Genomic DNA, 25,943 nt, shown 5'->3' with positions numbered 1-25,943 from the left:
CCCGGCTCAGAAATTCAGCGTGCGCTTGTCCACCGCCAGCGCGGCTTCCTTGGTCGCCTCGCTCAGCGACGGGTGAGCGTGGCAGATGCGCGCGATGTCCTCGCTGCTGGCGCGGAACTCCATGGCCACCACACATTCGGCGATCAATTCGCTGGCCATGGGCCCGACGATGTGCACGCCCAGGATTTCGTCCGTGGCGGCGTCGGCCAGCATCTTGACCATGCCGGTGGTGTCGCCCAGCGCCCGCGCACGGCCGTTGGCCATGAAGGGGAAGGTGCCGGCCTTGTAGGCGCGGCCGGCGGCCTTGAGCTGCTCTTCCGTCTGGCCCACCCATGCGATCTCGGGGTTGGTGTAGATCACCCAGGGAATGGTGTTGAAGTTGACGTGGCCGTGCTGGCCGGCGATGCGCTCGGCGACCGCAACGCCCTCTTCCTCGGCCTTGTGCGCCAGCATGGGGCCGCGCACCACGTCGCCGATGGCCCAGACGTTGGGCAGGTTGGTTTTGCACGCGTCATCGACCACCACCGCGCCGCGCTCGTCGAGCTTGAGGCCCACGGCTTCCGGCGCCAGGCCTATGGTGTTGGCCACGCGGCCGATGGAGACAATCAGCTTGTCGACTTCCAGCGACTGCGCCTGTCCCTTGGCATCGACATAGGCGACCGACACGCCCTTCTTGCCGGACTTGATCTCGCCGACCTTGGCGCCGAGTTCAATCTTGAGCCCCTGCTTGGTGAAAGCCTTGTGGGCTTCCTTGGCGATCTGCTGGTCCACCGCGCCCAGGAAGGTCGGCAAGCCTTCGAGCACCGTCACGTCGGCGCCCAGGCGGCGCCAGACCGAGCCCATTTCCAGGCCGATCACGCCGGAGCCGATCAGGCCCAGCTTCTTGGGCACGGCGCCTATGCGCAGCGCGCCGTCGTTGGACAGGATGGTTTCCTCGTCAAACGGCGCGCCGGGCAATGCGCGGGCATTGGAGCCCGTGGCCACGATGATGTGCTTACCGGAGATGGTCTCTTCGGCCGCGCCTGCGACCTTGACGTCATAGAGGCCGTCCTTGGCGGCGGCAAAGGAGCCGCGACCATGGAAGAAGGTGACCTTGTTTTTCTTGAACAGGTAGACGATGCCGTCGTTGTTCTGCTTGACGACGGTGTCCTTGCGGGCCAGCATCTTCGCGACATCCAGGCCCAGGCCCTTGACTTCGATGCCGTGGTCGGCGAAGTGGTGGCTGGCGTGGTCGAAATGTTCGGACGACTGCAGCAGGGCCTTGGAGGGAATGCAGCCGACGTTGGTGCAGGTGCCGCCCAGCGCGGGGCCGCCCTTGGCGTTTTTCCATTCGTCGATACAGGCGACGTTAAAACCCAACTGCGCTGCGCGAATGGCGGCAATGTAGCCGCCGGGGCCGCCGCCGATGACGATGACGTCGAATTGTTTAGACATGTTTTCTATTCCTTCTTGAGTTCAAACGCCCCCGCATGGAGGACGATTCCAAATACACCGGTGCTCGCCAGCAGGCTTTCCTGCTGGGGACCATCGCGGCCAATTTTCACGGTCGTGCCGGGCGTGGTCCTGCAGACAAAGAGGTGCCTGGCATCGAGGCATTCAATCCTGCCGGCGGCATGCAGCGCGGCCCAGCCAAAGCCCTCGTACTCCGCCGCGAGAAAGCGGCGCAGTTTCACGGTCTCGGTGGGTGTCCGCACATCGGCGATGGTCCAGCGAAGCAGGTCCGACTGGAGTTCTTCCACCAGCTTCCCGGGGTCGGCATCCGGCGCTTTTGCCAGCACCACCCGGGATCCTGCCTGCGCAACGCTGAGCCACTGCAGCCCGTAATGGCCGCTCCAGCTGTCGCCGGCCGGTGCCGCGGCCGCAGCCAGGCCCACACCCAAGGTGCAGGCCAGGCAGGCGACGAGGCGACGCATCGACGGCAGCCTTAGATGTCGAACAGCAGGCGTGCGGGGTCTTCCAGCGCTTCCTTCATGGCCACCAGGCCCAGCACGGCTTCGCGACCGTCCACGATGCGGTGGTCGTAGCTCATGGCGAGGTAGTTCATCGGGCGCACCACGATCTGGCCGTTTTCGACGACGGCGCGGTCCTTGGTGGCGTGCACGCCCAGGATCGCGGACTGCGGCGGGTTGATGATGGGGGTGGACAGCATGGAGCCGAACACACCGCCATTGGAGATCGAGAAGGTGCCGCCGCTCATTTCTTCAATGCCCAGCTTGCCGTCGCGCGCCTTGGCGCCGTACTCGGCAATCTTCTTTTCGATGTCGGCAAAGCTCATCTGGTCGGCATTGCGCAGGATGGGCACCACCAGGCCGCGCGGCGAGCCAACGGCGATGCCGATGTCGAAGTAGCCGTGGTAGACGATGTCGTTGCCGTCGACCGAAGCGTTCAGCACCGGGTACTTCTTCAGCGCATGCACGGCCGCCTTGACGAAGAAGCTCATGAAGCCGATCTTCACGCCGTGTTCTTTTTCGAACTTTTCCTGGAAGCGCTTGCGCATTTCCATGACCGGGGCCATGTTGACTTCGTTGAAGGTGGTCAGGATGGCGTTGGTGGCCTGCGATTGCAGCAGGCGCTCGGCGATACGCGCGCGCAGGCGGCTCATGGGCACGCGCTGCTCGGGGCGCTCGCCCAGGTCGGCGGGTTTGGCCGAAGCCGCGACCTGCGGCAGGGCCGTGGTGGGCGCACCCGTGGGAATGGCGGCAGCGGCCGGCTTGGCGCCGCCGGCGGTCGCGCCCAGGACGTCGCCCTTGGTGACGCGGCCGTCCTTGCCGGTGCCGGGCACGGAGCCGGCGGCCAGGTTGTTGTCGGCCATCAGCTTGGCGGCGGCGGGCATGGGAACGCCGGCCATGGAGCCACCCGCTGCAGCGGGAGCGGCGGCCGGGGCCGGCGCCGAGGCTGCCGCGGCAGCCGGTGCGACTGCAGCTGCGGCCGCAGGCGCAGCGGCGCCCGCCTTGCCCTCGGTGTCGATACGGGCGATCACCTGGTCGGACACCACGGTCCCGCCGTCGGCGACCACCAGTTCAGTCAGCACGCCGGCCGAAGGCGCGGGCACTTCGAGCACGACCTTGTCGGTTTCGATCTCGATCAGGATTTCATCCACGGCGATTGCTTCACCGACTTTTTTCTTCCACTGCAGCATGGTGGCCTCGGCCACGGACTCGGACAGCTGGGGGACTTTGACTTCTACGATAGCCATGTTGTTTCTTTCGTGTACGTTCTAGCGTTCTAGTGTTCTGTGTTGCGGGAAGGCCGGCCTTACTTGGACAGCACAAAGCCCTTGAGCTTGCCGAAGGCGCCTTCCACCAGCGCCTTTTGCTGTTCCTGGTGCAGGTGCGAATAACCCGCTGCCGGCGATGCCGAGGCGGCACGGCCCGAGTAGCCCAGCTTCTGGCCGTCGAGCATGTTTTCGTGGATGTAGTGCTGCACGAAGAACCAGGCGCCCTGGTTTTGCGGCTCGTCCTGGCACCACACGATGTCGGTGGCGTTCGGATAGCGTTTCAGCTCGGTGGAAAAGGCTTTGTGCGGGAAGGGATAGAGCTGCTCAACGCGCAGGATGACGGTGTCGTCCGCGCCCTTTTCCTCGCGCTTCTTGGCCAGGTCGTAGTAGACCTTGCCCGAGCAGGCGATGATGCGTTTGACCTTGTCGGCCTTTTTGTTGATCTCTTCCTTGTTCTCGGGAATCACCGTCTGGAAGCTGCCCTTGGTGAACTCGCTCAAGGGAGATGCCGCATCCTTGGCGCGCAGCAGCGACTTGGGCGTCATGATGACCAGCGGCTTGCGCAGGTTGCGCACCATCTGGCGGCGCAGCACGTGGAAGATCTGGCTGGCCGTGGTGGGTTGCACCACCTGCATGTTGGTGTCGGCCGACAGCTGCATGAAGCGCTCCAGGCGAGCCGAGCTGTGCTCGGGGCCCTGGCCTTCGTAGCCGTGCGGCAGCATCAGCGTGATGCCGTTGACGCGGCCCCACTTGACTTCACCGGATGCGATGAACTGGTCGATCACGACCTGGGCGCCGTTGGCGAAGTCGCCGAACTGGGCTTCCCAGATCACCAGCGTGTTGGGGTCGTTGGAAGCGTAGCCGTATTCGAACGCCAGCACCGCCTCTTCGGACAGGATGGAGTCGATGACGACGAACGGGGCCTGGTTGTCGGCCACGTTCTGCAGGGGCACATAGGTGCCGGTGTCGAACTTTTCACGGTTCTGGTCGTGGATCACGGCGTGGCGGTGCGTGAAGGTGCCGCGGCCGCAGTCCTCGCCCGACAGGCGGACAGGGTAGCCGCTGGCCACCAGCGAGGCGAAGGCCATGTGCTCGCCCATGCCCCAGTCCACGGGAATGTCGCCGCGACCCATGGCGGCGCGGTCGTCGTACACCTTCTTGACCAGCTGGTGCGGTGCCACGGTGCCGGGGATGGCGGTGATCTTGTCGGCCAGGCGCTTCCACTCGGCCATGGGGATGGCGGTGTCGCCCGCGTCGGTCCACTTCTTGCCGAGGTATGGCGTCCAGTCGACCGCGTACTTGCTCTTGAAGTTGGTCAGCACCGGGTCGAAGGTGCTCTTGCCGGCGTCCAGCGCCGCGCGCGTGGCCTTGACGAGGTCGTCGCCCAGCGTGTCGCCCATGCCCTGGGCCGTGAGCTTGTCGGCATACAGCCTGCGCGTGCCGGGGTGCTGCGCGATCTTTTTGTACATCAGCGGCTGGGTCAGCGCGGGCGTGTCCTGCTCGTTGTGGCCCAGCTTGCGGAAGCAGATGATGTCGACCACGACGTCCTTCTGGAATTCCATTCGGAACTCGAGTGCCAGCTGCGTGGCCAGCACGACGGCTTCGGGGTCGTCGCCATTGACGTGCAGCACCGGCGCTTCAATCATCTTGACAACGTCGGAGCAGTACAGCGTCGAGCGGCTGTCGCGCGGGTCGCTGGTGGTGAAACCGATCTGGTTGTTGATCACGATGTGGACCGTTCCGCCCGTGAAGTAACCACGGGTTTCGGCCAGCGCCAGGGTTTCCATGACCACGCCCTGGCCTGCGAAGGCGGCGTCGCCGTGCACCAGCACCGGCAGCACCTGCAGGCCCTTGGGGTCGGCGCGGCGGTCCATGCGGGCGCGCACCGAGCCTTCAACCACGGGGTTGACGATTTCCAGGTGCGAGGGGTTGAAAGCCAGCGTCAGGTGGACCGGGCCGCCGGGGGTGGTCACGTCGGAGCTGAAACCCTGGTGGTATTTGACGTCGCCGCTGGGCAGGTCTTCCGGGGCGGTGTGGTCGAACTCGGCGAACAGGTCGGCCGGGACCTTGCCCAGGGAATTGACCAGCACGTTGAGGCGGCCGCGGTGGGCCATGCCGATCACGATTTCCTGCACGCCCTTGATGCCGCCCGACTGGATGAGCTCATCCATGCTGGCGATGAAACTTTCGCCGCCCTCGAGCGAGAAGCGCTTCTGGCCGACGTACTTGGTGTGGAGGAAGCGCTCCAGGCCTTCGGCGGCCGTCAGGCGGTCCAGGATGTGGAGCTTCTTTTCCTTGGTGAAATTGGGCTTGCTGCGAATCGATTCGAGCTTTTGCTGCCACCAGCGCTTGTGGTTCTGGTCGGTGGCGTACATGTATTCGGCGCCGATGGTGCCGCAATAGGTCTCGCGCAGCGCGTTCATGAGCTCGCGCAGGCTCATGGTGTCTTTGCCGAAGAAGGTGTTGCTGGTGTTGAACACGGTTTCCTGGTCGGCGTCGCTGAAGCCGTAGAACGAGGGCTCCAGTTCGGGAATCTTGTCGCGCTCGGCGCGCTTGAGCGGGTCCAGGTCGGCCCAGCGTGCGCCGACGTTGCGGTAGGCGGCGATCAGTTGCTGGACGGCGGTGCGTTTGCGGCCCATTTCCGAATCGGCACCGCTGGCCACGACGACCTTGGTCTGGCCCTGTTTGGCGCGTTCGGCGAAGGCGTTGACGACCGGCAGGTGCGGAACGTCCTTGGCATTGCTGCCGTCGACGGCGGGAACGTGCTGGAGTGCGTCGAAATACTCGCGCCAGTTGTCGGGCACGCTGCCGGGGTTGGCGAGGTAGTTTTCGTACATCTCTTCGACATAGGGCGCATTGCCGCCGAAGAGATAGGTATTGCCTTGATAGGCTGAATAGACGGACGATGCCGCCGGGTTGGAACTCATATCCGCTGACCTCCGTTTCCCTTGGGGAAACATTAGCTGGTTAAAGCTGGTTGATTAACCTTCCGCAACACGGCTGGACCGATTAGCGGATGCGACTGTGGCAGGAAGGGCCTTCAGAAACAACCCAGATTGTGCCACCGAACTGTGACAGCGGAAAGACCATGCCATGCCCATTTCGAATAGGTCATGTCTTTTACATGGCTCACATACCTTCACATGCCCGGCCTTGACAGCTGTTTGACAGATTGGGGCGAAAGTTCAGGCGGCAAGGCCCGGGTTGCCGGCCACACCGATCAGCTTCGGCGTGTTGGGTTTGACGGGCTTGATGACTTTCTGCGTCTTGAGGTAGCTTTCCACCACCTCCCAGACCGGTGGGCCGGCATTTTTGCTGGCCTCGGCCACCGGGGCCCAGCCGGCCACCTTGTAAGTCTTGCCGGCTTCGATGAGCTTGCCGCCCAGGCGCATGTCCTGGATGCGTTCGCCCATCTTGGCGCCGGGCTCGCAGGTGTAGGTCAGGCCGCCCACGCGCACCATGTCGCCGCCCTGCTGGTAATACGGGTCGGGGTTGAAGAGGTTGTCGCCCACGTCTTCCAGGATGGTCTTGATCATGTCGCCGCGCATGTCGGTCAGCGTGGTCCAGGGATAGCTGATGGCGGTCTGGTCCATCACGTGCTCGCGTGTGATGGCCTGGCCGGGCAGCAGCGAGGTGCCCCAGCGGAACCCCGGCGAGAACGCGATGTCGGCGCCGCGCACCTTCATGAGCGCATCGAGGATGAGCTGGTCGAAGCTGCCGTTGAAATTGCCGCGGCGGTACAGCGTGCCTTCGGTCACCGCCAGTTTTTCGTCGAGTTTTACGGTGTAAGGCGCCCTCACCTTCGCGATCAGCTCGTTCATCGCCGCGTCGGCCGGCAGCAGATTGGCGAAAACCGGCAGCAGCCGGTAATTGAAGCCGGCCACCTTGCCGTCCTTGACATCGAGGTCCAGCACGCCCAGGAACTTGCCGTTGCTGCCGGCATTGGTCACGATGGTCTGGCCGCCCGGGTTTTTGACGATGACGGGCACCGGCACGCCGTCATGGGTGTGGCCGCCCAGGATCGCATCGATGCCGGTGACGCGCGAGGCCATCTTGAGGTCCACGTCCATACCGTTGTGGCTCAGCAGCACCACGGCCTGCGCACCCTTGGCGCGCGCCTCGTTCACGGTTTCCTGCATTTCGCTTTCGCGGATGCCGAAAGTCCAATTGGGCGTGAGCCAGGCTGGGTTGGCAATAGGCGTGTAGGGAAAGGCCTGGCCGACGATGGCCACCGGCACGCCGTTCATTTCCTTGATCACATAAGGCTTGAACACCGGGTCGCCGAAGTCGCTGGTCTTGACGTTCTGGGCGATGAAGTCGATCTTGCCGGCGAAGTCCTGCTCGACGATCTTCTTGATGCGCTCCTCGCCGTAGGTGAAGTCCCAGTGGCCGGTCATCACGTCCACGCCCAGCAGCTTGGCTGCGTCGACCATGTCCTGGCCTTGGGTCCAGAGCGCCGTGGCGCTGCCCTGCCAGGTGTCGCCGCCGTCGAGCAACAGTGCGCCGGGGCGCCCGCCTTTGAGCTGCTTCACCAGCGTGGCGAGATGGGCAAAGCCGCCCACCTTGCCGTACTGGCGGGCCGCCCGCTCAAAGTTGAGGAAGGTCAGCGCATGGGCTTCGGGCGTGCCCGATTTCAGGCTGGCCGCCTTGAGCAGGTGTTCGCCCACCAGGTGCGGCGCCTGCCCCCGCATGGCGCCCACGCCCAGGTTGACGGAAGGCTCCCGGAAGTAGATCGGCAACAGCTGGGCATGGCAGTCGGTCATGTGCAGCAGGTGCACATTGCCGCTGCGCGGCAACTCGTACAGGCCGGCGGCCTGGGCCGCACCGGCCTCGCGCTGCAGGGGAAAACCGGCGGCCAGGGCGGCCGCCATGACACTTGCAAACTCGCGGCGGGAGAGATTCATGGCGTTGGACATCCTGCCCGGCGCACCAGGCATGCTTTCAGGTTGCGGTCAAATCGGGAACCGGCGCGCGCCCGCTTGAGGGGCCGGCAGCTGGAACGATGACCAGTGATTCCATTTCTAATTCAATGCGAGAGCAGGCGCGTCGCCGCAGACAGTGCTACAGCACGGCAAGGCGGCGCAACGACCTATCGCTTTGAAGCAGGAATGGAATTATTTGTTGACGGGCGAGTTCGGGTCGAGCAGCAGCGCCATCACGTCGCGGATCTGCTGCTCGTTCAGGATGGACGCATGGCCGAACCTAGGCATGCCGGAGCAAGCGTTGTAGGCCTTGGCGTTCCACAGCTTGCCCCAGGTGTAGTCGACGATGGGCTTGCTCTCGGGCGACGCGGGGTTGCTCACGCCGCGCAGCTTGCCGTAGTTGTAGAGGCTGGGACCTATGGAGCCGAAGGACAGCTCGGCCTTGCTGATCTGGTGGCAGTTGTAGCAGCTGCCGCCGTTGGCCTCGCCGGGTTTGTCGCTCCAGGTCAGGCCGCGGCCGTTCTGCGCGATTTTTTCGCCTTCGCTCCAGTTGCCGAGGTACTTGCCATCCGAGGGCAGCTTCACGGTCTTCAGGTTGGCCTCTTCAATGGACTTGGCGAGTTTTTCGTCCAGCGGTTTGCCGGCCGCTTCCGAGCAGGCCTGGTTGGACGCGTCCAGCGCCAACCGGTCCATCTTGGCGATGCCCTGGTCGCGGAAGGAACTCTTGAGCACCTGCTGCGTGGCTTCATCAACCTGCTGGGCCGTGGGCGCGGTGGCGCAGCTGGCCAGGAAAAAGGCGGCGAACGCCAGGCCTGCCGCGGACAGCGCTGCTTGTGTGTATGACTTGTTCATGTGGATTTTTCCCGATACCGGACTGAAGGGATTAACGTTTCAGGGCGGGCGCGATCGACACGCCGCCCTTGCTGTTGACGCCCATGTACACGCCCAGGGCTATGGTGGCGTCGGAGGCATAACCCGGAAACGGGAAGCGCTGCTGCCGGTAGCAGTCGTTCAGGCGGCGCTGCATGCTCCACAGGTCGCCGCTGGAGACGCGGTAGGCCGGCCAGGCGCCGAAGCCGTTGCCGGCGCCGGGCTGCTTGGTCAGGTTGGGCAGGTCCTGCAGGCGCACGCGCTTGTTGTCCTCGCCGTGGCAGGACGCGCAGGAAAAATCGTAAGGGCCGCCGCGAAGGTAAAACACCTTCTTGCCCACCTCGTACATCAGCTTTTCCTTGGCATGCGTCTGGGGCACGTTAAACGCCATGTCGCGCGACTCGGCCGAGATGTAGGCCACCAGCGACTCAATCGATTTCTGCTCGCCCGCGCCGAAAGGCGTCTTGGCGATGTCGGCGGCGCTGAAGCCCTGCAACTGTTCCATGCAGGTCAGCAGGCGCGACTCCAGGTCCTGCACACGCTGGGTGTCGGCGAAGAAACGCGGCAGCTCGACAAAAGCGCCCTTGACCACGCCCGGGCCCTTGCCCAGGTCGCATTTTTCCAGCGAGGCGTTTTTCGGGCCGCGCGCCTGTTTCCACAGGGCCTCGCCCTTGGCTTCGTAGAGCTCGGCGGGGTTGCCGTCGGCCAGCATCGCGCGGTATTCGGCAATGCCTTCGGCCGTGCTTTTCTGCGCCGCGGCCGGCAAAGGCAAGGCGGCTATTGCGGCCAGTGCCGCCAGTCCGAACAGGCTTTTTTTCATCGTGGTCTCTCCTCAAATATCGTTGTGGGCGGCCGGGGCCGCGGCGCGAAAACCGGGGAACTCAGGAGATGACGGCCTCGTCGGTCCGCTTGTCGCCGTGGTTGTCGATCCAGCTGACCGCGATCTTGTCGCCGGCCTTGCCGCCCTTGAAGCTGAATTGCACAAAAGGGTTTTTGGACACGGCCGTGCCCCACTGGGCGCTCATGACGGTCTTGCCGTTCCAGGTGGCGCTGATGTTCTGGATGAACCAGGCCGGCACGGTCTTGCCGGCGGCATCCTTGCGCTGGCCGCTTTCCATTTCATGGCTCACGAGCACACGCACCGTGGTTTTATCGCCTTGGGCCTGCGCCCGGATTCGCATGGGATCTGACATTTTTTTCTCCTGATTTGAAGTTGGGGTTGGAACGGAGGTGCTGGGCGGAATCAGCCGCCGCAGCCTCCGAGCGTTACCTTCACTTCCTTCACCGCATAGAAGTACTTGTCCCCGGCCTTGGCCAGCGCATAGACGTTGGAGGACTGGCCCATCTTGATGTTGGTCGAGACATTGGCGTCGGTGCCGGCCGGGATGTCGAACACGGCGGCCAGCGCGCTCGGGTTCTTTTCGACGATGAGGGCAATCTGCGTCGTGTTGGCGATGTTGCTCTGCGCGCCGACGCGCACCACGTTGCCGTTTTCAGCGATTTCAGGCGCCTGCAGCAGCAGGTCCTTGCTTTCGACCGGTGCGCTGGTGGCACCCATGGCCTTGGCCGCGTCGGCCAGGGACTTGCTCTCAAAAGCGGCCTTGTTCCAGCCTGGGGCGTTTTGCGCATAGGCCGGGCTCAAGCCCGAAGCGGCTGCCAGCGCCAGCGCCGTGGCGCCGGAACTGCTAGCCAAAAAATCACGACGTTCCATGGTTGAACTCCTCTGTATATAACTTGAATGTCTTTAAAAACTTAGCCCGATTGGACACAAAAACACAAAACTCCGGGAGGGTATTTCTCCCAGCATCCCTCAAAAAAAACACTGCCGGTCCGCACGCCCTACTTCGCCGCGCCCTGCGCCAGCCATTGGGAAATCTGGGCCGACTCCGCCGCGCTCAAAGCCTGCGGCGGCATCGGGATCGCACCCCAGGCACCCTGCCCGCCGGCCTTGATTTTGCCCGAGAGGTAATTCACCGCGTCGGCACGGTCCTTATATTTGTTGGCTATATCCTTGAACGAAGGACCCACCAGTTTGTTGTCCATGCCGTGGCAGGCCACGCAGGCATTTTTCTGCAGCAGCGGCATCACGGAGGCCGAGCCGGTAGCGGCCGTCTTCACCACGGCGGCCACAGGGGTCGCTGCGGCAGGTGCGCGTTCCGCCTGGGCCATGACGGTGGCGGATTTTGCCTCGGCGGCCAAGGCCGGCCGTGTCGTGTCCACGCCGCGGCTTTGGCCCACCAGGCGGGACTGCTCGGCCAGGTTGCCATGGGCGTTGCGCGCATAGTCCGGCAAAAAGCTTTTGACCACCACCTCGGTCTTGCAGTTCGCCATGCAGCTGGATCCCTGCACGTCAGGTTTGGCCGTGCCGCCCAGTTCCTTGCCGGGCCACATCGCGTGCGCCGTGGTCATGCCGTTGCGGTTGGGCAGGCGGGCCTGCACCTCGCGGATGTTGGCGTCCGACAGCGTGAAGTCTTCCGGCAGCACATTGCCCAGGAACAGGATATAGGCCGTCGCGGCATAGACCTCGTCTGGCGTCAGCGTCTTGGGTGCGGTCCAGGGCATGGCGCGGTTGATGTAGTCCCACAGCGTCGACAGCGTGGACACCTTCATCAGCGTGGTGCGGTTGGGCTGGTTGGCGCCCGGCATCAGGCCGTCGACCCGGCCGTTCTTGATGTCTTGCGCCGTGGTGCCGCCGGCGATCGGCGTGAACACCTCGGACGACTCGGCAAAACTGCCGTGGCAGGAGGCGCACTGCGCCTCCCACAGCACTTCGCCCTGGCGCACCGTGCCCTGCCCCTTGGGCAGGCCCTTGAAATCGGGCCGCACGTCGATGTCCCAGGCTTTGACCTCCGCAGGCGTGGCGGTTCTGCCGACGCCGGCCAGCGCCGCCTGGCGCGCGGCCGGCTGCGCCTGGGCGACGCCTGCGCCCAAGCCGGCAAGGACCAGCAGCAACGCGCAGGGAACGTGTTTAAACCTGGACATTTTTCACCTCGCCGTTTTCTTCCAGCAACCACGACTGGATGGCGTTGTTGTGGTAAATGCTGCGCGAGGCGCGCACCTTGCGCAGTTCGCTGTAGGTCGGCTGGACCTGCCCGGTTTCGTCCACCGCACGGCTCTGGAAAATCGCCGGCTTGCCGTCCCAGACGAAGTCGGCGTTGAAGCGCGTAAGGCATTTGGCCAGCACCGGCCCCTCCAGCCGCGCCTGCGTCCAGTTACGCCCGCCATCCACCGAGACGTCGACCCGGCGTATCTTGCCGCGGCCGCTCCAGGCCAGGCCCGTGAGGTTGTGAAAACCTTTTTGCAGCAGCACCTGGCCGCCGCTGGGCGAGGTCACCACGCTTTTGACTTCCTGGATGCTGGTGTACTGCCGGTGCAGGCCGCTGGGCTGCAGGTCCACGTAGTGGATGGTTTCGTCCTTGGCGCCGTAGGGCATGTCGCCCACCTCGATGCGGCGCAGGTATTTGATCCAGCTCACGCCCTGCACGCCGGGCACGATGAGACGCAGCGGATAGCCGTTTTCGGGCCGCAGCATTTCGCCGTTCTGCCCGTAGGCGACCAGCACCTCGCCGCTCATCACCAGGCTCATGGGAATGGTGCGCGTCATGCCCGAGCCGTCGGCGCCTTCGGCCAGGATGAATTTGGCGCGCTTGAGGTCGGCGCCGCAAAGCTCCAGCAAGGTGCGCAGCGGCACGCCGGTGAATTCGCTGCAGCTGAGCATGCCGTGGGTGTACTGCACCGTCGGCACCGCGGCATTGCCCCACTCCATGCCGGTGTTGGCGCCGCATTCGATGAAGTGCATGCGGCTCACGCTGGGCAGGCGCATCAGCTCGTCCATGTTGAAAACCATGGGGCGCTTGAGCATGGCCTCGTCGGAGCCGTTGAGCATCAGCCGGTGCTTGGACGGGTCTATGTCCCACCAGCCCTGGTGGTGGCGCTCAAAGTGCAGGCCGCTGGGCGTGATGATGCCGAACAGGCCCTGCAGGGGGCAAAAACTCACGCTGGCCTGGCTGACGCGCGTCAGGCCCGGGCTTTCGCGGCGCTGCAGGTTTTTCTCGAATTCACTCGGCATGCCGTAAGCCCGCGCCGCCACCGGCTGGCCCAGGCCCTTGCTGTGCGGCGGAAGGTTCAGGATTTCGGGCTCGCCTTCGGCTGCCGGGGCGGCGCCTTGCGCAGCGGCCTGGCCCGCGGCCAGGGTGCCGGCCGCGGCCGCGAAAGCGCCGGCCAGAAAGCCGCGGCGCCCCGCCCGCACGTCCTGTATCTGCTCGCGAGATAGGAAATTTTCAGGGGCACGCTGAAGGAATCGGTTCAACATCATGGGTGGCGTCTTTCGGTTCAGGCGTCCTGCGTGCCGGAGCGCGGCGACAGGCTTTGCGCCGGGGGCAGCGCGCCCGGCTCGTCCAGTTCGATGGCGATCTGGGTGCAGACGCTGCGGCACAGCGCCACGGCTTTTTCGCTTTGCACGCGGTAGATCACCTGGGTGCCTTCCTTGCGTTTGGCCAGCACGCCGGTGCGGTACAGCACGGCCAGGTGCTGCGAAAGGTTGGGCTGCGTGGTGTCGATCTCGGCCAGCAGCTCGTTGACGGATTTTTCACGCTCGCACAGCGCGCTCAGGACGCGCAGGCGCATGGGCGTTGCCAGTACGCTGAACAGTTCGGCCGCCAGTTCAAACACCCGGCCCCGTTCAACCTGGGCACTGGCTTGGATCATCTCGTCCATAGTGACTTCTTCTTAATATAAGTAATGACTAATATTATTCCTCCAAATTGGGGAGGATTTCTCCGTAAATACCCTTGGCGGCCTCCTGAAAACGGTGAATATCACCCAGCCGCTGCCAAAGCCGCCAAAAGGTGTTGCCGCAATGCACTCCACCCCTCTGTAGCAGGTGTAATAAAGCCCTGAAAGTCATGCCTCCGTGATATAAAACTTTTGTTACTTACGGGTGGTTACCTGGGATCTTTATAAAATAATACTTATGTATTCAAAACACAAACTTTTCTCGGGCGGCGCCGTCCTCCTGCTGGCAGGCCTTCTCAGCGGCCTGGCGCATGCGGAAGTCGACGCACTGGTCACCAACGCACGCACCCTGCTGGACCAGAGCCAGGCCCAGAAAGCCTTCGACCTGCTGGAGCCGCAAGAGGCCGCGCGCGCCGGCGACCCGGACTTCGACACGGTCTTGGGCATCGCCGCCAACGAGACCGGCCAGTACACCCGCGCGGTGTTCGCGCTGGAGCGCGTGCTGGCCGTGCAACCCGGCAATTCGCGGGCACGCGCCGAACTCGGCCGCGCGCTCTTCTCGGTCGGCGACACCAAGGCCTCCCGGCAGGTGCTGCTGGAGACCAAGCAGGACAACATCCCGGCCGAGGCCGCCGCCACCATCGACCAGTTCCTGCAGGCCATTGACCGGACGGAAGAAGCCGCCCGCTCGTCGGTCAAGCCCTTCATCGAGGCCAGCATCGGCTACGACACCAACATCAACAGCGGCCCCGGCAACCCCAACGTGGCCGTGCCCGCGTTCGGCGGCCTGATCTTCACGCTCAACAGCGCCGGCGTGGAAACCAAGGACGCCTTTGCCAGCCTGGGGGGCGGCCTGTCGGCCCGCTACGTGGTGGACCCGCGCTGGTCGCTGATCGGCAACGTCTACGGCAACGCACGCGTGAACGCCAAGTACAACGACTTCAACACCGGCCAGGTGGACCTCAATTTCGGCGCCAGCTACCGCTACGACAAACACGAGTTCTCGGGCGTGGTCCAGGCCGGGACCTACACCGTCGCCGGCTCGCGCGCCCGCGACCAGCAAGGCCTGGTCGGCGAATGGACCTACCGCATCGACGGCTTTCGCCAGTGGAGCAGCTACATCCAGTGGGGCGACCTGAGCTACCCCGGCCAGTCGCTGCGCGACGCGACGCGCACGGTGATCGGCACCTCCTATGCCCATGCCTTCCGCGACAGCAACATCGTCGTCTTCGGCGGCGCTTATATCGGCACGGAAAAAGAGCGCGCCTCGGGCGTCCCGCAACTGGGCCATGACCTTGTCGGCGTTCGCACCGGCATCCAGAAAACGCTCTCGGACACGCTGGCGCTGTTCGGCAGCCTGGCCTACGAGGACCGTAAATACGGCGGCGCCGACCCGCTCTTCCTCGTCACCCGCCATGACCAACAGTGGAACCTGAACCTCGGGCTCAACTGGGTGCCCGCCAAACTGTGGCGTGTCACGCCCCAGCTGGCATTGACCTCGGTGAAATCCAACGTCGTGATTTCCGACTACAACCGCAGCCTGTTCTCGGTCACCGTGCGCCGCGACTTCTGATGCCGGCTTGCCGGCTAACAATGCCCCCATGAAAACAACACGGAAATCTCCGCTCCAACGAGCCGCCCTCTCGGTGGTGGTCGCTGCGGCGTTTCCCGCCCAGGCCATGGCCGCAGGCTCGGCCGGCGTGGCCCAGTTCATCGCCGGCGACGTCAACGTGCAGCGCGCGAACGGCAGGACCGAGGCCCTGGCCAAGGGCAAACCGCTTGAAAGCGGCGAATCCATCCTGACGGGCAACGCCGGGCGGGCCCAGGTCCGCTTTTCCGACGGCGGACTGGTATCCCTGCAGCCCAACACCGAATTCAAGATCGCCAACTACGTCGACGAGGCCGACCCCAAGCAGGACCGCTTCCTGGTTGACCTGCTGCGCGGCAGCATGCGGGCCATCACCGGCCTGATCGGCAAGCGCAACCGCGACAACTACAAGGTCACTACCACCACGGCCACCATCGGCATACGCGGTTCCGGCTTCAGCGTGGGTTACAACCCCGACGGCTCGCTGGGCATCACCACCGAGCTGGACGCCATCGAGGTCTGCAATGCCGGCGGCTGCGTGGGCCTGACGGCCGGCGAGTCGGTGCGTGTGATCAACAACGCCGAGGCGCCCGTGCGCACCAATGTGCGGGCCAACGTGCCGACGCCGGCGCCTGCCCAGGAAGTCGTCGTGGTGGGCAACCAGACCACCTCCGACGGCAAGCCCGCCATCGTTCCTCCGCCTGCCGCGACGCCGGCGCCCGTCAAGCAGGTGTTCACCGACCTGGCCGCGGCGGTTGCGTTCACCGATCCCTCGGCGTCCAGCTCGGTGGTCGAAAGTTACTACCCCGAGGCCGGCACGGCCGTGCTGACCAGCTTCCTCAGCGGCAAACCGATCGACTTCGACAGCGTCGACAGCCGCAACGTCCGCACCCAGTTCCGCAGCACGCCCGGCCTCACGACGATGGAAAAAGGCGCGTTGGGCGTACCCGCCGATGCCGACTTCGTCGGCTGGGGCAGCTGGGTGACGGGGCAAAAAATCGTGGCGGGCACGCCCACCTCGATTGAATCGGTTCACTTCGTGATGGGCCGGCCGACGCCCCTGGCCGAGATGCCGGCCGACAACATGCAGGGCACTTACCAGCTTGCCGGCGGCACGGCCTTTTCCAGCCAGTTCGGCGCGGGCCAGCTTGTCGGCGGTTCGCTGGTCGCCAACTTCGGCGCCTACGGTGCGGGCCAGGGCTATGGCAACCTCAACCTCACCACGCGTTTCGGCGGCAACGACTACGGCGTCAGCAGCAACCTGGACCTCAACAACTCCAAAATCACCAGCAGCTCGGGCGCGAATGTCACCGGTTTTTTTACCGGCAACAACGCCAGTCGAGCCGCGCTGGTCTACAGCGCACCGTCAGTCACCGGCGCCGGCGCCAGCGCGGGCCAGGTTTCCGGCGCGGCCGTTTTCCAGCAGACCACCCTGGTCCTGAGGCCTCCGCTCTGAGCGGGCCCCCTTAGCGCCCTACGCCAGCCCCGTGCGAACCCCTTAAAAAAATACCCGGAGAAACCACCATGACTCACATCAAGCTCCAACACACCGTCCTGGTCATGGCGCTGGCCGCCATTTACCCGCTGCAGGCCTCCGCCGCGCCCTCCGCGGGGGTAGCCCAGTTCATCGCCGGCGACGTCAACGTCCGCCGCGCCGACGGCGGCACCACGGCACTGGTCAAGGGCAAGGACATCGAAAGCGGCCAGGCCATCGTGACCGGCGCCAGCGGCCGCGCGCAGGTGCGCTTCACCGACGGCGGGCTGGTGTCCCTGCAGCCCAATACCGAGTTCAAGGTCGCCAACTATGTCGACAAGGCCGATCCCAAGGAAGACCGGTTCCTGGTCGACCTGCTGCGCGGCAGCATGCGGGCCATCACCGGCCTGATCGGCAAGCGCAACCGCGAAAACTACAAGGTCACCACCACCACGGCCACCATCGGCATTCGAGGCTCGGGCTTCAACGTCGGCTACAACCCCGATGGTTCCCTGGGCGTGACGACCGAGCTGGACGCCATCGAGGTCTGCAATGCCGGCGGCTGCGTAGGCCTGACGGCCGGCGAATCGGTGCGCGTCATCAACAACACCGATGCGCCCGTGCGCACCAATGTGCGGGCCAACGTTCCCACGCCCGAGCCGGAGCGCGACCCTGTCACCGTGGGCGACAAGGTCGATGACAAGGGCAAACCCGACCTGATCAAGGCCGAGGCGCCTGTACCACCCAAGCCGCCCACGACCAGCCCGAACTCCGGCACCTTCACCAACCTGACGGCCGTCGCCCATTACCACCTGCCGCCGGTCACCTCCGACCCCAACGGCAGCTTCACCGGCCCGGTGGCCTCCGCCTCCGTCGTGATGGATGCCGGCAAGGTCACCGAATTCGAGTCGTCCGGTAACGTCTTCACGCCCACCGTCAACACCGCGGCCGGCTCCTTCGGCTCCATGGCCACCAACGATTTCATCGGCTGGGGCAACTGGGCCAGCGGCTCCAAGAACGGCGCCACCAACCTGGCCCAGTTGCACTACATCGTGGGCCAGGCCACGCCGGTCCTGCCCACCACCGTGGGCGTCGCCAGCTACACCCTGATCGGCGGTTCGGCGCCCACGTCCTATACCGGTTCCAGCGGGACGCTGAACAGCGCGACCTTCTCGGTTAATTTCGACCCGGCCCAGATCGGCGGGCCCATGCTCAGCGTGAACATCGCCACCTCGTTCGGCAACGTGGTGGAAAACTTCGTCTATTTCTCGAGCTCCACCTTTTCCAGCGGCAGCGGCGCCGTCAAGGGCATGTTCACCGGCCCCAACGCCAACCGCGCCGGCCTGATTTACACCGGCGGACTGTCGCCGGCGGGTTCGTATTCCGGGACCGCCATCTTCCAGGCCCCCTAAGCCGCGCCCGACTTCAGGTAAAAAGCCATCTCGCGCCGCGTGGCCTCGGGGCCGTGCACGGCCAGCGCCCGCGCCCTGCCCGCCTCGCCCATCTGCCGGCAAAGCCCGGCGTCGCCCGCCAGCCGCATCACGGCGTCGTAGGCCTCTTCCTGCGACTGGACCAGCAGGCCCGACACCTCGTGTTCCATGACTTCGGCATAACCGCCGCGTGCATGGGCCACCACCGGCAGGCCGGCCGCCATGGCTTCCACCACCACCCGGCCGTAGGCTTCCGTCGAAGCGCCCGTGCGGTAGAAAACAGCATCGAGCGAGCGGTAAAAATCCGCCGCGCTTTCGGCGCCGGCGGGCAGCAGCTCTATCCCTTCGACGCCTTGCAGCGCCGGCGCCAGGCAGGTACCGCCCATGATGCGCACCCGCAGGCCCCGGCTGGCCAGCATGCGGTACAGCGCCGGGTCTTCCGGGTGGTGCTTGTCCGGTGCATCGCGGCTGACGCGACCCACGGTGAAGGGTTGCCTCGCGGCTTGCACGAAGCGTTCATCCGCCACCGCGAGAAAGGGCTGCAGGTCCATCAGGCTGCGCGCGATGCGGCCGGGCAGGCCCACGCTGAGCTGCAGCATCCTGGACACGAACACCAGTTCCGGGTCCAGGCCCGTGCTGTCGCGCAGAGCTTCCAGCGCGGCAAACAGCTGCCCATGGTTGGCCAGGTTGTAGAAAAGGATGATCTGTTCGAAGCGGGCGTACTTGAGCCAGATGCCGGGCCGCATATGCACACCGGCGATCAGCAGGGTACCGCCCCGGGGGAACTGCTGGGCAAAGGGCTGGATGGTCGCGATCCCCTGCCCCGCATAGCTGGAATGCGGCGGCACGTCGGACCAGAGCTTCACCGGCCGCCGCCCCTCCAGCAGGCGGCGTATGTCCAGCAGCTCGCGTTCCGCGCCCGTATAGGCTTCGCTGAAACGCCCGAGCAGGTGCAGCGTGGAAGGCTGCGCGGATGCCGGGGAAGAGGAAGCCGTGGCGGGAGCGTTCATGCTGCGCCGATTATCCCTTTGGATACGGCCCATTGGCACGGGCCGCTGCCACATAATCCGGGCTATGCACAACACGCCCCCGAGCGCGGCCGAAACCACTCCACCGCAGGACAGCCCCGGCTGGATGCTGCGCGGCGCGCAACTGCACGCGCAGGGCCGGTTCGAGCAGGCGCTGATCGCTTTTGAAAAAGCGCTGGCACTTGAACCCGGCGACGTCAACGCCGCCTCGGCCTGCGCCACCCTGCTGTCCGCGCTCTCCAGGCCCGTGGCCGCGTACAAGGCGCTGCTCTCGGTCGAGGCCCTGCTGCTGCAGAGCGCCGACGGCGCAGCCAACCTGGCCATCGCGGCCGAAAGCTGCGGCGACCTGGCCCGCGCCGGCATGGCCTACCAGCGCGCGCTGACGCTGGACCCGAACCACGCCCGCGCCCTCAACAACGTCGGGCTGATGGCTGCCGCGCAGGGCCAGTGGGAGGCCGCGCTGGACTGCGCCCGCAAATGCCTGGCGCGGGACCCGGGCCACGCGCCCTACCACGTCAACCTCAGCGACTACCTCTGCGGTGCCCGGCGCTATGCCGAAGCACTGGCCGTGCTCGAAGCGGCGGCCCTGCGCTTGCCGGATGACCTCGACATCCGCATACGCGGCGCGGCCGTGCTGGCCTTCAACGGCGACTTCGACAAATCCCGCGAAGCCAGCCTGCGCTTCGACGCCGCCACGCTGGACTACTTCCGCGAATTCCTGGGACGCGCCATCGCGCCGGCCTACCTCGACCACAAGCTGCGCCTGCCGCAAGGCGAGCTTCCCAATGCGCGGCAGCTCTATTGCGGCCAGGCCTTCGAAGCCATGACGGTCTGCGACTGGCGCGACAACGAGCGCCTCACGGCCACGCTGCGGCAGATGCTGGAAGAAGCCCTGCGCACCGGCCGGCACCGCGACTGGCGCGACGCGCAGTTCTACGGCCTCATGCTGGACATGGACGAGAACGAACTTGCGCAGTTGCGCCGTGTCTCGGTGGCCAAGATCAGCGAAAGCGTGAAGACGGCGCTGCCCCCCTTCGCGCGGCGCGCAACGCCGGTGGGCCGGCGTGACGAGCGCATCCGCATCGGCATGGCGGTGCAAAGCCTGCGCGACGAGCGCCACGCCCATGCGCTGAAACGCCAGCTCGCGCTGCACGACGGCGGCCGCTTTGCGATCCACATCTATTCCCCCACGCGGCATCCCGAGCTCGAGCACGGCGAAATGCTCAAGCCGCATGCCGCCAGCGTCACCGAAATCGCCCACATGTCGGACGCGGAAGCCGCCGGGCGCATGCGGCTTGACCAGCTCGACGTGTTTGTCGACATGACTTTCGACACCGCCTGGTGCCGGCCTGAAATACCCGAGCTGCGCGTCGCGCCTGTGCAGCTGCGCCAGCTTACCTGGCACCGCCACAACCCGCCGCGGCCCTGCGACTACAACATGTCCGACCGCTTTGTGCACCCCGACGGGCTGGACCTCGCGCCCTACGGCGCCATCGTGCGCCTGCCGCATACCTGCTGGCTGGCAAGCCATGACGACGCGCCCGAAAGCGGTTGGGAAACCCGCGAGCAAGCCGGCTTGCCGGAGGATGCCCTGGTTCTCTGCGCCACCGTGCCCTCGGTGATGCTCGACCCGGCCAGCTTCGCCGCCTGGATGAAAATCCTGCGTTCGCTGCCCGACGCGGTGTTATGGCTGCCCGCTTACAGCCTGCCCATAGCCGCCAACCTGGTGCGCGAAGCCAATGCCGCCGGCGTGCACGAAAGCCGCCTGGTCTTTACCCACAGGCTCACGCGGTCCCAGTCCCTGGCCTGTCTCAAGCACGCCGACCTGTTCCTGGACACCTTGCGCTTCAACGCCAACCTGGGCCTGGAGGATGCGCTGCGCATGGGCGTTCCGGCCCTCAGCTGCGCCGGCGACAGCATGGCCTCGCGCCTGGGCGGCAGCATCATCCGCGCGGCCGGTTTGCCCCAATGCGTAATGGAAAGCCGGCCGGCTTATGTCGCGGAAGCCTTGCGCCTGGGACGCAACCCGCAAGCCTTGCAGCAGTTGCGGCAAAGCCTGCAGGCGGGCAAGGCCACGGCGCCGCTGTTCGACCTGGCGGCACGCGTGAAGGAATGGGAAGCGGCCTGGGCCGTCATGGCCGAGCGCTCGCGCGCAGGGCTGCCGCCGGCAGCCTTCGACGTGGCCCCGGCCTAAGCCGCGGGCTTGCCAGCCGGCACGGGCAATTCACACACCTCGCCCGTGGGCGCCAGCCCGGCCTGCGCCTTGGCTTCGGCGATGCCCACGGCGCGCGGCAAGGCCACCTGGTTCTTCACCGCCGTGAGTTCGGCCAGGATGGAAATCGCGATCTCGGGCGGTGTCTTGCTGCCGATGTAAAGGCCTATGGGGCCGTGCAGCCTGGCCAGTTCTTTTTCGCTCATGTCGAAGTGCTCGGCCAGCCGCTCGCGGCGGCGCTGGTTGTTGAGCCGCGAGCCGATCGCGCCCACGTAAAACGCCGGTGAGCGCAGCGCTTCCATCAGCGCCAGGTCGTCCAGCTTGGGGTCGTGCGTGAGGGCGATCACGGCGCAACGTGCGTCCAGCTTCATGGCCTGCACCACGTCGTCCGGCATGCCGGTGGCCAGTTCCACGCCCTCGACCTGCCAGCTGTCACGGTACTCTTCGCGCGGGTCGCACACCGTCACGGCGTAATCCATGCCCTGCGCAATCTGCGCCACAAAACGCGACAGCTGTCCCGCGCCAATGATCAGCAGGCGCCAGCGTGGGCCGTGCAAGGTCACCAGTGCGGCTTCAGACACCTGCATGGACTGGCTGGGCTGGGCCGTGCTGAGCGTCACGGCGCCTGTGTGCATGTCCAGCCGGCGCGCCACCAGCTCGCCGGCCTGCAGGCGCTGCAGCAGTTCCTCGATGCGGCTGTCCGTCGACAAAGGTTCTATGGCCAGTTCGATGGTGCCGCCGCAGGGCAGGCCGAAACGGCGCGCCTCGTCGGCTGACACGCCGTAGGTGACGATGGCCGGCCGCGCGCGGTCCAGGCCTTCGCGGCGGGCCCGGTCAATCATGTCGTCTTCAATGCAGCCGCCTGAGACCGAACCCACCACCCGGCCGTCTTCGCAGATCGCCAGCATGGAGCCTTCAGGCCGCGGGCTGGAGCCCCAGGTCTTGAGCACGGTGACCAGCTCGCAGCGCAGGCCGGCGGCCAGCCACTGCGAACAGGTTTTCAGAACTTCGAGGTCAATGTTGTCCATGCGCCGGATGCTAGCAGTCCAGGCTCATCTCTGCCTCAGTTCCGGCGCCAACCCCATACGTCATCAGGCTTTGGCCAGGTTGTCGTTCAGCGGCAGCGTGCGCACCCGCTTGCCGGTGGCCGCAAACACCGCGTTGGCCACGGCAGGCGCCACCAGCGCCGTCGCCGGCTCGCCGATGCCGCCGGGCTTTTCGGTGCTGGGCACCAGGGTGATGTCCATCACCGGCGACTCATGCATGCGCAGCACCGGGTAGTCGCCGAAATTGGTCTGCTGCACCCGGCCCTTGTCCAGCGTGATCTGGTTGTTCAGTGCCGCCGAGAGGCCGAAGACGAGGCTGGACTGGATCTGCGCCTGCACCGTGTCGGGGTTGACCATGCGGCCCAGGTCGGCCACCACCGTCATCTTGTGCACCGTGACCTGGTTGTCCTTCACCGACACCTCGGCCACCTGCGCCATATAGGTGTCATAGCCTTCCATCAGCGCGATGCCGCGGCTGCGGCCGGCCGGCGCCGGCGTGCCCCAGCCGGATTTCTCGGCTGCCATCTTCAGCACGTTGGCAAAGCGCGGCTGCTTGTCCAGCAGCGACATGCGGTAGGCATAGGGGTCCTTGCCCGCGGCCAGCGCCATCTCATCGACAAAACTTTCATTGGCGAAGGCATTGAGCGCATGGCTCACCGAGCGCCAGTAGCCCACACGCAGCCCGCTGTCGTGGATCACCAGGTCGTACTGCGTGTTCGGGATGTCGTAAGGCATGACGCCGGCTTCGGCCATGAAGGGGTCCAGCGTGTCCTTGGGCAGGCCGAAAGCGCGCTGCGTGATGGACTGCGAGGTCACCTTGAAGTTCAGCGCCACCGGCTTGCCGTCGGCCCCAAGGCCGGCGGAGAGCTGGTTGACCGCCATGGGCCGGTAGAAGTCGTGCGTGGTGTCGTCCTCGCGGCTCCAGAGCAGCTTGACGGGTTTGCCCACGGCCTTGGAGATCTGCGCCGCCTGCACGATGAAGTCCAGCTCCAGCCGCCGGCCGAAGCCGCCGCCCAGGAAGGTCGTTTTCAACGTGATGTCTTCCGGCTTGATGCCCAGCGCCGCCGCCACGCTGCCTTCAGCACCCTGCTGGAACTGCGTCGGGCCTATCAGCAGGATCTTGCCGTTCTTGTAGTCGGCCGTGAAGTTCATCGGCTCCAGCGTGGCATGCGCCAGCAGCGGCGAGACGTACTCGGCCTTCAGCGTCTTGGCCGCGCCCTTCATGGCGCCGGCAGTGTCGCCCTTGGGCGCGATGATGGGAATCACCTTGCCGCTGTCGGCCGCCTTGCGTATGCCGTCCAGCATGCTGGCATTGCTGATGGCCGCGACCGGGCCTTCGTCCCACTGCACCGTGAGCGCCTGGCGGGCCTTGTAGGCATGCCAGTAGCTGTCGGCCACCACCGCCACGCCGTCGGGAATCTGCACCACGTCGATCACGCCCGGCATGGCTTTGGCCTTGGTAGCGTCAAAGCTGGTGACCTTGCCGCCAATCACCGGGCATTGCTGCAGGCTGGCGTAGACCATGCCCGGCAGCTTCACGTCGATGCCGAACTCCGCCGTGCCATTAACCTTCATCGGCGTGTCCAGCCGCTTGGTGGGCTTGCCGATCACGGTGAAATCCTTCGGGTCTTTGAGCGCCACTTTCTCGGGCACCGGCAGCTTCGATGCCGCCTCGGCCAGCGAGCCGTAAGTCGCCTTCCTGCCCTTGGGGCCTATGACCATGCCATTCTCGGCCTTGAGCGTCGATGCGTCGACATTCCATTTCGCAGCTGCCGCCGACACCAGCATCATGCGAACCTGCGCACCCGCAATGCGCAGCTTCTCCCAGCCGTCGCGCACCGAGGTCGAGCCGCCCGTGATTTGTGCGCCCAGCAAGGCGTTGGTATAGACCTTGCCCGGCGGCGCGATCGCGACCTTGACCTTGCGGATGTCGACGTTGAGCTCTTCGGCAATCAGCATGGGCATGGAGGTGTAGACGCCCTGCCCCATCTCGGAGCGGGCGGAGAGCAGGGTGATGGTGTTGTCGTCGGCAATGTGCACCCAGGCATTCGGCGTGTAAAGCGTGCCGGCGGCCTGCGCAGACGGAACGCCCAGCGTGACGCCCAGCATGAGGCCACCGGTGACGACGGACGAGGTCTTGAGGAAGGTGCGGCGGTTCGGAGAAATCAGTGAGGTGATGGTCATGATGGTTCTCCTCAGGCTTTACGCAGGGTGGAAGCGGCATCCTTGATCGCCGCCTTGATGCGCGGGTAGGTGCCGCAGCGGCAGATGTTGCCGCTCATCGCCGCGTCGATGTCCGCGTCGCTGGGATTTTTGTTCCCCTGGAGCAAGGCCGCCGCACTCATCAGCTGGCCCGACTGGCAGTAGCCGCACTGCGGCACGTCATGCTTGATCCACGCCACCTGCAGCGGGTGCGTGTTGTTGCGCGAGAGGCTTTCAATCGTCGCCACCTTCTGCCCCGCCGCCGCCGACAGCGGCGTCTGGCAGGAGCGCACCGGCTTGCCGTTCAGGTGCACGGTGCACGCGCCACAGAGGGCGGCGCCGCAGCCGAACTTGGTGCCGGTCATGCCCAGCTCATCGCGTATCACCCACAGCAGGGGTGTATCGGGCTCGGCATTGACGGAAACGGCGCGGCCGTTCACGTTGAGTTTTGTGGTCATCGGGGTCCCCTTTTGTTGAATCACTGTCTGTCATCACAGGATCGGGCAGGCCCCAAGTCAGCTACTACCCGAAGGCCTTGCGCGACTCATGCTAAGGCTGGGCACTAGGGGGTATCCCGGTAGAAACCCTTGGCTGAAACAAAGTGTCGAGAAGATTTCTCAAGTTGAGACATGAGGGGCGCGCCCGCTGTGCCCTCTAGAATCGGTCAACGCTCATGGCCATTGAGGCTTGATTCACCCGAACTTGAAAACCAAGATGATCCGACGCACGCTGGCAGGAATACTTTTGATTGCAAGCGCCTGCGCTTGGGCCAATCCCCCTACCGAAGTTCAACTGCAGGACCCCATGCCGGGGCAAGCACTGCTGTATCTGGTGAGAATTTCCGGAGATACGGAGACCGTCACGGTGTTGGTGGACGGCGCCAAGGTGGCCACTCTGCCGCAAAACAGCTACACCGCCATCAGTGTCGCACCAGGTACCAGGCGGCTCACAGCCGCCACATCTGTCGGGCAAGAGCGTGTCACGGAGATCACGGCGCAAGCGGACGAGCGGCGGTTCTTTTACTTGCTCGCGCCCTTCTCACGACCGACAGGAGATTTCTCCCTCATGTTTGGTTTGCTCGGTGCCATTGTTCAGGAAACCATTAACCGCCCCGTCGCGCCCAGCGGAAACCGAGTCTGGACCGAGACCCAGGAACCCGAAGCGAAAGGCATGATGGCCGGCGCTACGCTTGCCCTGCCGGACTAAGGCCGATGAAAAGG

General features: G+C 65.3%; 21 protein-coding genes. 5 read left to right on the top strand and 16 right to left on the bottom strand.

Annotated features, from left to right (window positions below; translation table 11 throughout):
• Positions 1-6: 6 nt before the first annotated feature.
• The 12 genes from lpdA to ACSQ27_RS04920 all read right to left on the bottom strand — a co-directional run bounded on the left by lpdA (position 7) and on the right by ACSQ27_RS04920 (position 13,725).
• Positions 7-1,434 carry a dihydrolipoyl dehydrogenase gene (gene lpdA, locus ACSQ27_RS04975; RefSeq protein WP_436154357.1) on the bottom strand — a complete coding sequence of 476 codons (1,428 nt, stop codon included), beginning with the start codon at positions 1,432-1,434 and terminating at the stop codon, positions 7-9.
• A gap of 5 nt (positions 1,435-1,439) precedes the next feature.
• Positions 1,440-1,913, bottom strand: coding sequence for a hypothetical protein (locus ACSQ27_RS04970; protein WP_436154356.1), 474 nt, complete (start codon positions 1,911-1,913; stop codon positions 1,440-1,442).
• A gap of 11 nt (positions 1,914-1,924) precedes the next feature.
• A complete protein-coding gene (gene odhB / locus ACSQ27_RS04965; RefSeq protein WP_436154355.1) occupies positions 1,925-3,196 on the bottom strand; it encodes a 2-oxoglutarate dehydrogenase complex dihydrolipoyllysine-residue succinyltransferase in 1,272 nt (423 codons plus the stop codon).
• A 59-nt stretch (positions 3,197-3,255) separates the two neighbouring features.
• Entirely contained in the window at positions 3,256-6,144 is a 2,889-nt protein-coding gene (locus ACSQ27_RS04960; protein ID WP_436154354.1) for a 2-oxoglutarate dehydrogenase E1 component, read from the bottom strand.
• 258 nt (positions 6,145-6,402) lie between these two features.
• Positions 6,403-8,121 carry a thiosulfohydrolase SoxB gene (soxB, locus tag ACSQ27_RS04955; RefSeq protein WP_436154353.1) on the bottom strand — a complete coding sequence of 573 codons (1,719 nt, stop codon included), beginning with the start codon at positions 8,119-8,121 and terminating at the stop codon, positions 6,403-6,405.
• Positions 8,122-8,331: 210 nt separating this feature from the next.
• Positions 8,332-8,991, bottom strand: a complete 660-nt coding sequence (soxX, locus tag ACSQ27_RS04950; protein WP_436154352.1) for a sulfur oxidation c-type cytochrome SoxX — start codon at positions 8,989-8,991, stop codon at positions 8,332-8,334.
• 31 nt (positions 8,992-9,022) lie between these two features.
• Positions 9,023-9,829: a sulfur oxidation c-type cytochrome SoxA gene (gene soxA, locus ACSQ27_RS04945; RefSeq protein ID WP_436154351.1), complete on the bottom strand. Its 807-nt coding sequence runs from the start codon at positions 9,827-9,829 to the stop codon at positions 9,023-9,025.
• Positions 9,830-9,890: 61 nt separating this feature from the next.
• Complete coding sequence (gene soxZ / locus ACSQ27_RS04940; protein ID WP_436154350.1) at positions 9,891-10,202, bottom strand: thiosulfate oxidation carrier complex protein SoxZ; 312 nt, start codon at positions 10,200-10,202, stop codon at positions 9,891-9,893.
• A gap of 50 nt (positions 10,203-10,252) precedes the next feature.
• A complete protein-coding gene (gene soxY / locus ACSQ27_RS04935) occupies positions 10,253-10,720 on the bottom strand; it encodes a thiosulfate oxidation carrier protein SoxY (RefSeq protein ID WP_436154349.1) in 468 nt (155 codons plus the stop codon).
• A gap of 128 nt (positions 10,721-10,848) precedes the next feature.
• A complete protein-coding gene (locus ACSQ27_RS04930; RefSeq protein WP_436154348.1) occupies positions 10,849-11,991 on the bottom strand; it encodes a c-type cytochrome in 1,143 nt (380 codons plus the stop codon).
• Positions 11,978-13,321 carry a sulfite dehydrogenase gene (gene soxC / locus ACSQ27_RS04925; protein WP_436155399.1) on the bottom strand — a complete coding sequence of 448 codons (1,344 nt, stop codon included), beginning with the start codon at positions 13,319-13,321 and terminating at the stop codon, positions 11,978-11,980. The genes ACSQ27_RS04930 and soxC overlap by 14 nt, the downstream gene beginning before the upstream one ends.
• 20 nt (positions 13,322-13,341) lie before the next feature.
• Positions 13,342-13,725, bottom strand: coding sequence for an ArsR/SmtB family transcription factor (locus ACSQ27_RS04920; protein ID WP_436154347.1), 384 nt, complete (start codon positions 13,723-13,725; stop codon positions 13,342-13,344).
• A gap of 256 nt (positions 13,726-13,981) precedes the next feature.
• Here ACSQ27_RS04920 and ACSQ27_RS04915 point away from each other — a divergent pair, with 256 nt between their 5' ends.
• The 3 genes from ACSQ27_RS04915 (at position 13,982) to ACSQ27_RS04905 (ending at position 18,217) form a co-directional block, all read left to right on the top strand.
• Positions 13,982-15,316, top strand: a complete 1,335-nt coding sequence (locus tag ACSQ27_RS04915; protein WP_436154346.1) for a surface lipoprotein assembly modifier — start codon at positions 13,982-13,984, stop codon at positions 15,314-15,316.
• A gap of 28 nt (positions 15,317-15,344) precedes the next feature.
• Positions 15,345-16,787 carry a FecR family protein gene (locus ACSQ27_RS04910; protein WP_436154345.1) on the top strand — a complete coding sequence of 481 codons (1,443 nt, stop codon included), beginning with the start codon at positions 15,345-15,347 and terminating at the stop codon, positions 16,785-16,787.
• A gap of 68 nt (positions 16,788-16,855) precedes the next feature.
• A complete protein-coding gene (locus tag ACSQ27_RS04905) occupies positions 16,856-18,217 on the top strand; it encodes a FecR family protein (RefSeq protein ID WP_436154344.1) in 1,362 nt (453 codons plus the stop codon).
• On the opposite strand, the gene ACSQ27_RS04900 is transcribed toward ACSQ27_RS04905, so the two are convergent.
• Complete coding sequence (locus ACSQ27_RS04900; RefSeq protein WP_436154343.1) at positions 18,214-19,245, bottom strand: glycosyltransferase; 1,032 nt, start codon at positions 19,243-19,245, stop codon at positions 18,214-18,216. The genes ACSQ27_RS04905 and ACSQ27_RS04900 overlap by 4 nt on opposite strands.
• A gap of 64 nt (positions 19,246-19,309) precedes the next feature.
• Here ACSQ27_RS04900 and ACSQ27_RS04895 point away from each other — a divergent pair, with 64 nt between their 5' ends.
• Positions 19,310-21,457, top strand: coding sequence for an O-linked N-acetylglucosamine transferase family protein (locus ACSQ27_RS04895; RefSeq protein WP_436154342.1), 2,148 nt, complete (start codon positions 19,310-19,312; stop codon positions 21,455-21,457).
• Here ACSQ27_RS04895 and ACSQ27_RS04890 read toward each other — a convergent pair.
• From ACSQ27_RS04890 to ACSQ27_RS04880, 3 genes are all read right to left on the bottom strand, one after another.
• Positions 21,454-22,503, bottom strand: a complete 1,050-nt coding sequence (locus tag ACSQ27_RS04890) for an XdhC family protein (RefSeq protein WP_436154341.1) — start codon at positions 22,501-22,503, stop codon at positions 21,454-21,456. The genes ACSQ27_RS04895 and ACSQ27_RS04890 overlap by 4 nt on opposite strands.
• A gap of 63 nt (positions 22,504-22,566) precedes the next feature.
• Entirely contained in the window at positions 22,567-24,705 is a 2,139-nt protein-coding gene (locus tag ACSQ27_RS04885; protein WP_436154340.1) for a molybdopterin cofactor-binding domain-containing protein, read from the bottom strand.
• Positions 24,706-24,716: 11 nt separating this feature from the next.
• Positions 24,717-25,181 (bottom strand): (2Fe-2S)-binding protein, encoded by a 465-nt coding sequence (locus tag ACSQ27_RS04880; protein WP_436154339.1) that lies wholly within the window; start codon positions 25,179-25,181, stop codon positions 24,717-24,719.
• Positions 25,182-25,425: 244 nt separating this feature from the next.
• Between ACSQ27_RS04880 and ACSQ27_RS04875 the strand changes: the two genes are divergently transcribed.
• Positions 25,426-25,929, top strand: a complete 504-nt coding sequence (locus ACSQ27_RS04875) for a hypothetical protein (RefSeq protein ID WP_436154338.1) — start codon at positions 25,426-25,428, stop codon at positions 25,927-25,929.
• Positions 25,930-25,943 lie beyond the last annotated feature (14 nt).

It is taken from the genome of Polaromonas sp. LjRoot131 (assembly GCF_964252805.1).
Lineage (GTDB): Bacteria > Pseudomonadota > Gammaproteobacteria > Burkholderiales > Burkholderiaceae_C > Polaromonas.
The sequence above is the reverse complement of the archived record's forward strand: the minus strand, read 5'-3'. Positions and strand labels throughout refer to the sequence as shown.

Excerpts from the sequence above, each read along its gene's own strand:
- soxX (WP_436154352.1), bottom strand. The coding sequence starts at position 8,991 with ATGAACAAGTCATACACACAAGCAGCGCTGTCCGCGGCAGGCCTGGCG.
- ACSQ27_RS04905 (WP_436154344.1), top strand. The coding sequence starts at position 16,856 with ATGACTCACATCAAGCTCCAACACACCGTCCTGGTCATGGCGCTGGCC.
- ACSQ27_RS04895 (WP_436154342.1), top strand. The coding sequence starts at position 19,310 with ATGCACAACACGCCCCCGAGCGCGGCCGAAACCACTCCACCGCAGGAC.
- soxA (WP_436154351.1), bottom strand. The coding sequence starts at position 9,829 with ATGAAAAAAAGCCTGTTCGGACTGGCGGCACTGGCCGCAATAGCCGCC.
- ACSQ27_RS04890 (WP_436154341.1), bottom strand. The coding sequence starts at position 22,503 with ATGGACAACATTGACCTCGAAGTTCTGAAAACCTGTTCGCAGTGGCTG.
- ACSQ27_RS04970 (WP_436154356.1), bottom strand. The coding sequence starts at position 1,913 with ATGCGTCGCCTCGTCGCCTGCCTGGCCTGCACCTTGGGTGTGGGCCTG.
- ACSQ27_RS04920 (WP_436154347.1), bottom strand. The coding sequence starts at position 13,725 with ATGGACGAGATGATCCAAGCCAGTGCCCAGGTTGAACGGGGCCGGGTG.
- ACSQ27_RS04900 (WP_436154343.1), bottom strand. The coding sequence starts at position 19,245 with ATGAACGCTCCCGCCACGGCTTCCTCTTCCCCGGCATCCGCGCAGCCT.
- ACSQ27_RS04915 (WP_436154346.1), top strand. The coding sequence starts at position 13,982 with ATGTATTCAAAACACAAACTTTTCTCGGGCGGCGCCGTCCTCCTGCTG.
- soxB (WP_436154353.1), bottom strand. The coding sequence starts at position 8,121 with ATGAATCTCTCCCGCCGCGAGTTTGCAAGTGTCATGGCGGCCGCCCTG.
- ACSQ27_RS04885 (WP_436154340.1), bottom strand. The coding sequence starts at position 24,705 with ATGACCATCACCTCACTGATTTCTCCGAACCGCCGCACCTTCCTCAAG.
- soxZ (WP_436154350.1), bottom strand. The coding sequence starts at position 10,202 with ATGTCAGATCCCATGCGAATCCGGGCGCAGGCCCAAGGCGATAAAACC.
- ACSQ27_RS04930 (WP_436154348.1), bottom strand. The coding sequence starts at position 11,991 with ATGTCCAGGTTTAAACACGTTCCCTGCGCGTTGCTGCTGGTCCTTGCC.
- ACSQ27_RS04880 (WP_436154339.1), bottom strand. The coding sequence starts at position 25,181 with ATGACCACAAAACTCAACGTGAACGGCCGCGCCGTTTCCGTCAATGCC.
- ACSQ27_RS04960 (WP_436154354.1), bottom strand. The coding sequence starts at position 6,144 with ATGAGTTCCAACCCGGCGGCATCGTCCGTCTATTCAGCCTATCAAGGC.
- soxC (WP_436155399.1), bottom strand. The coding sequence starts at position 13,321 with ATGTTGAACCGATTCCTTCAGCGTGCCCCTGAAAATTTCCTATCTCGC.
- ACSQ27_RS04910 (WP_436154345.1), top strand. The coding sequence starts at position 15,345 with ATGAAAACAACACGGAAATCTCCGCTCCAACGAGCCGCCCTCTCGGTG.
- soxY (WP_436154349.1), bottom strand. The coding sequence starts at position 10,720 with ATGGAACGTCGTGATTTTTTGGCTAGCAGTTCCGGCGCCACGGCGCTG.
- lpdA (WP_436154357.1), bottom strand. The coding sequence starts at position 1,434 with ATGTCTAAACAATTCGACGTCATCGTCATCGGCGGCGGCCCCGGCGGC.
- odhB (WP_436154355.1), bottom strand. The coding sequence starts at position 3,196 with ATGGCTATCGTAGAAGTCAAAGTCCCCCAGCTGTCCGAGTCCGTGGCC.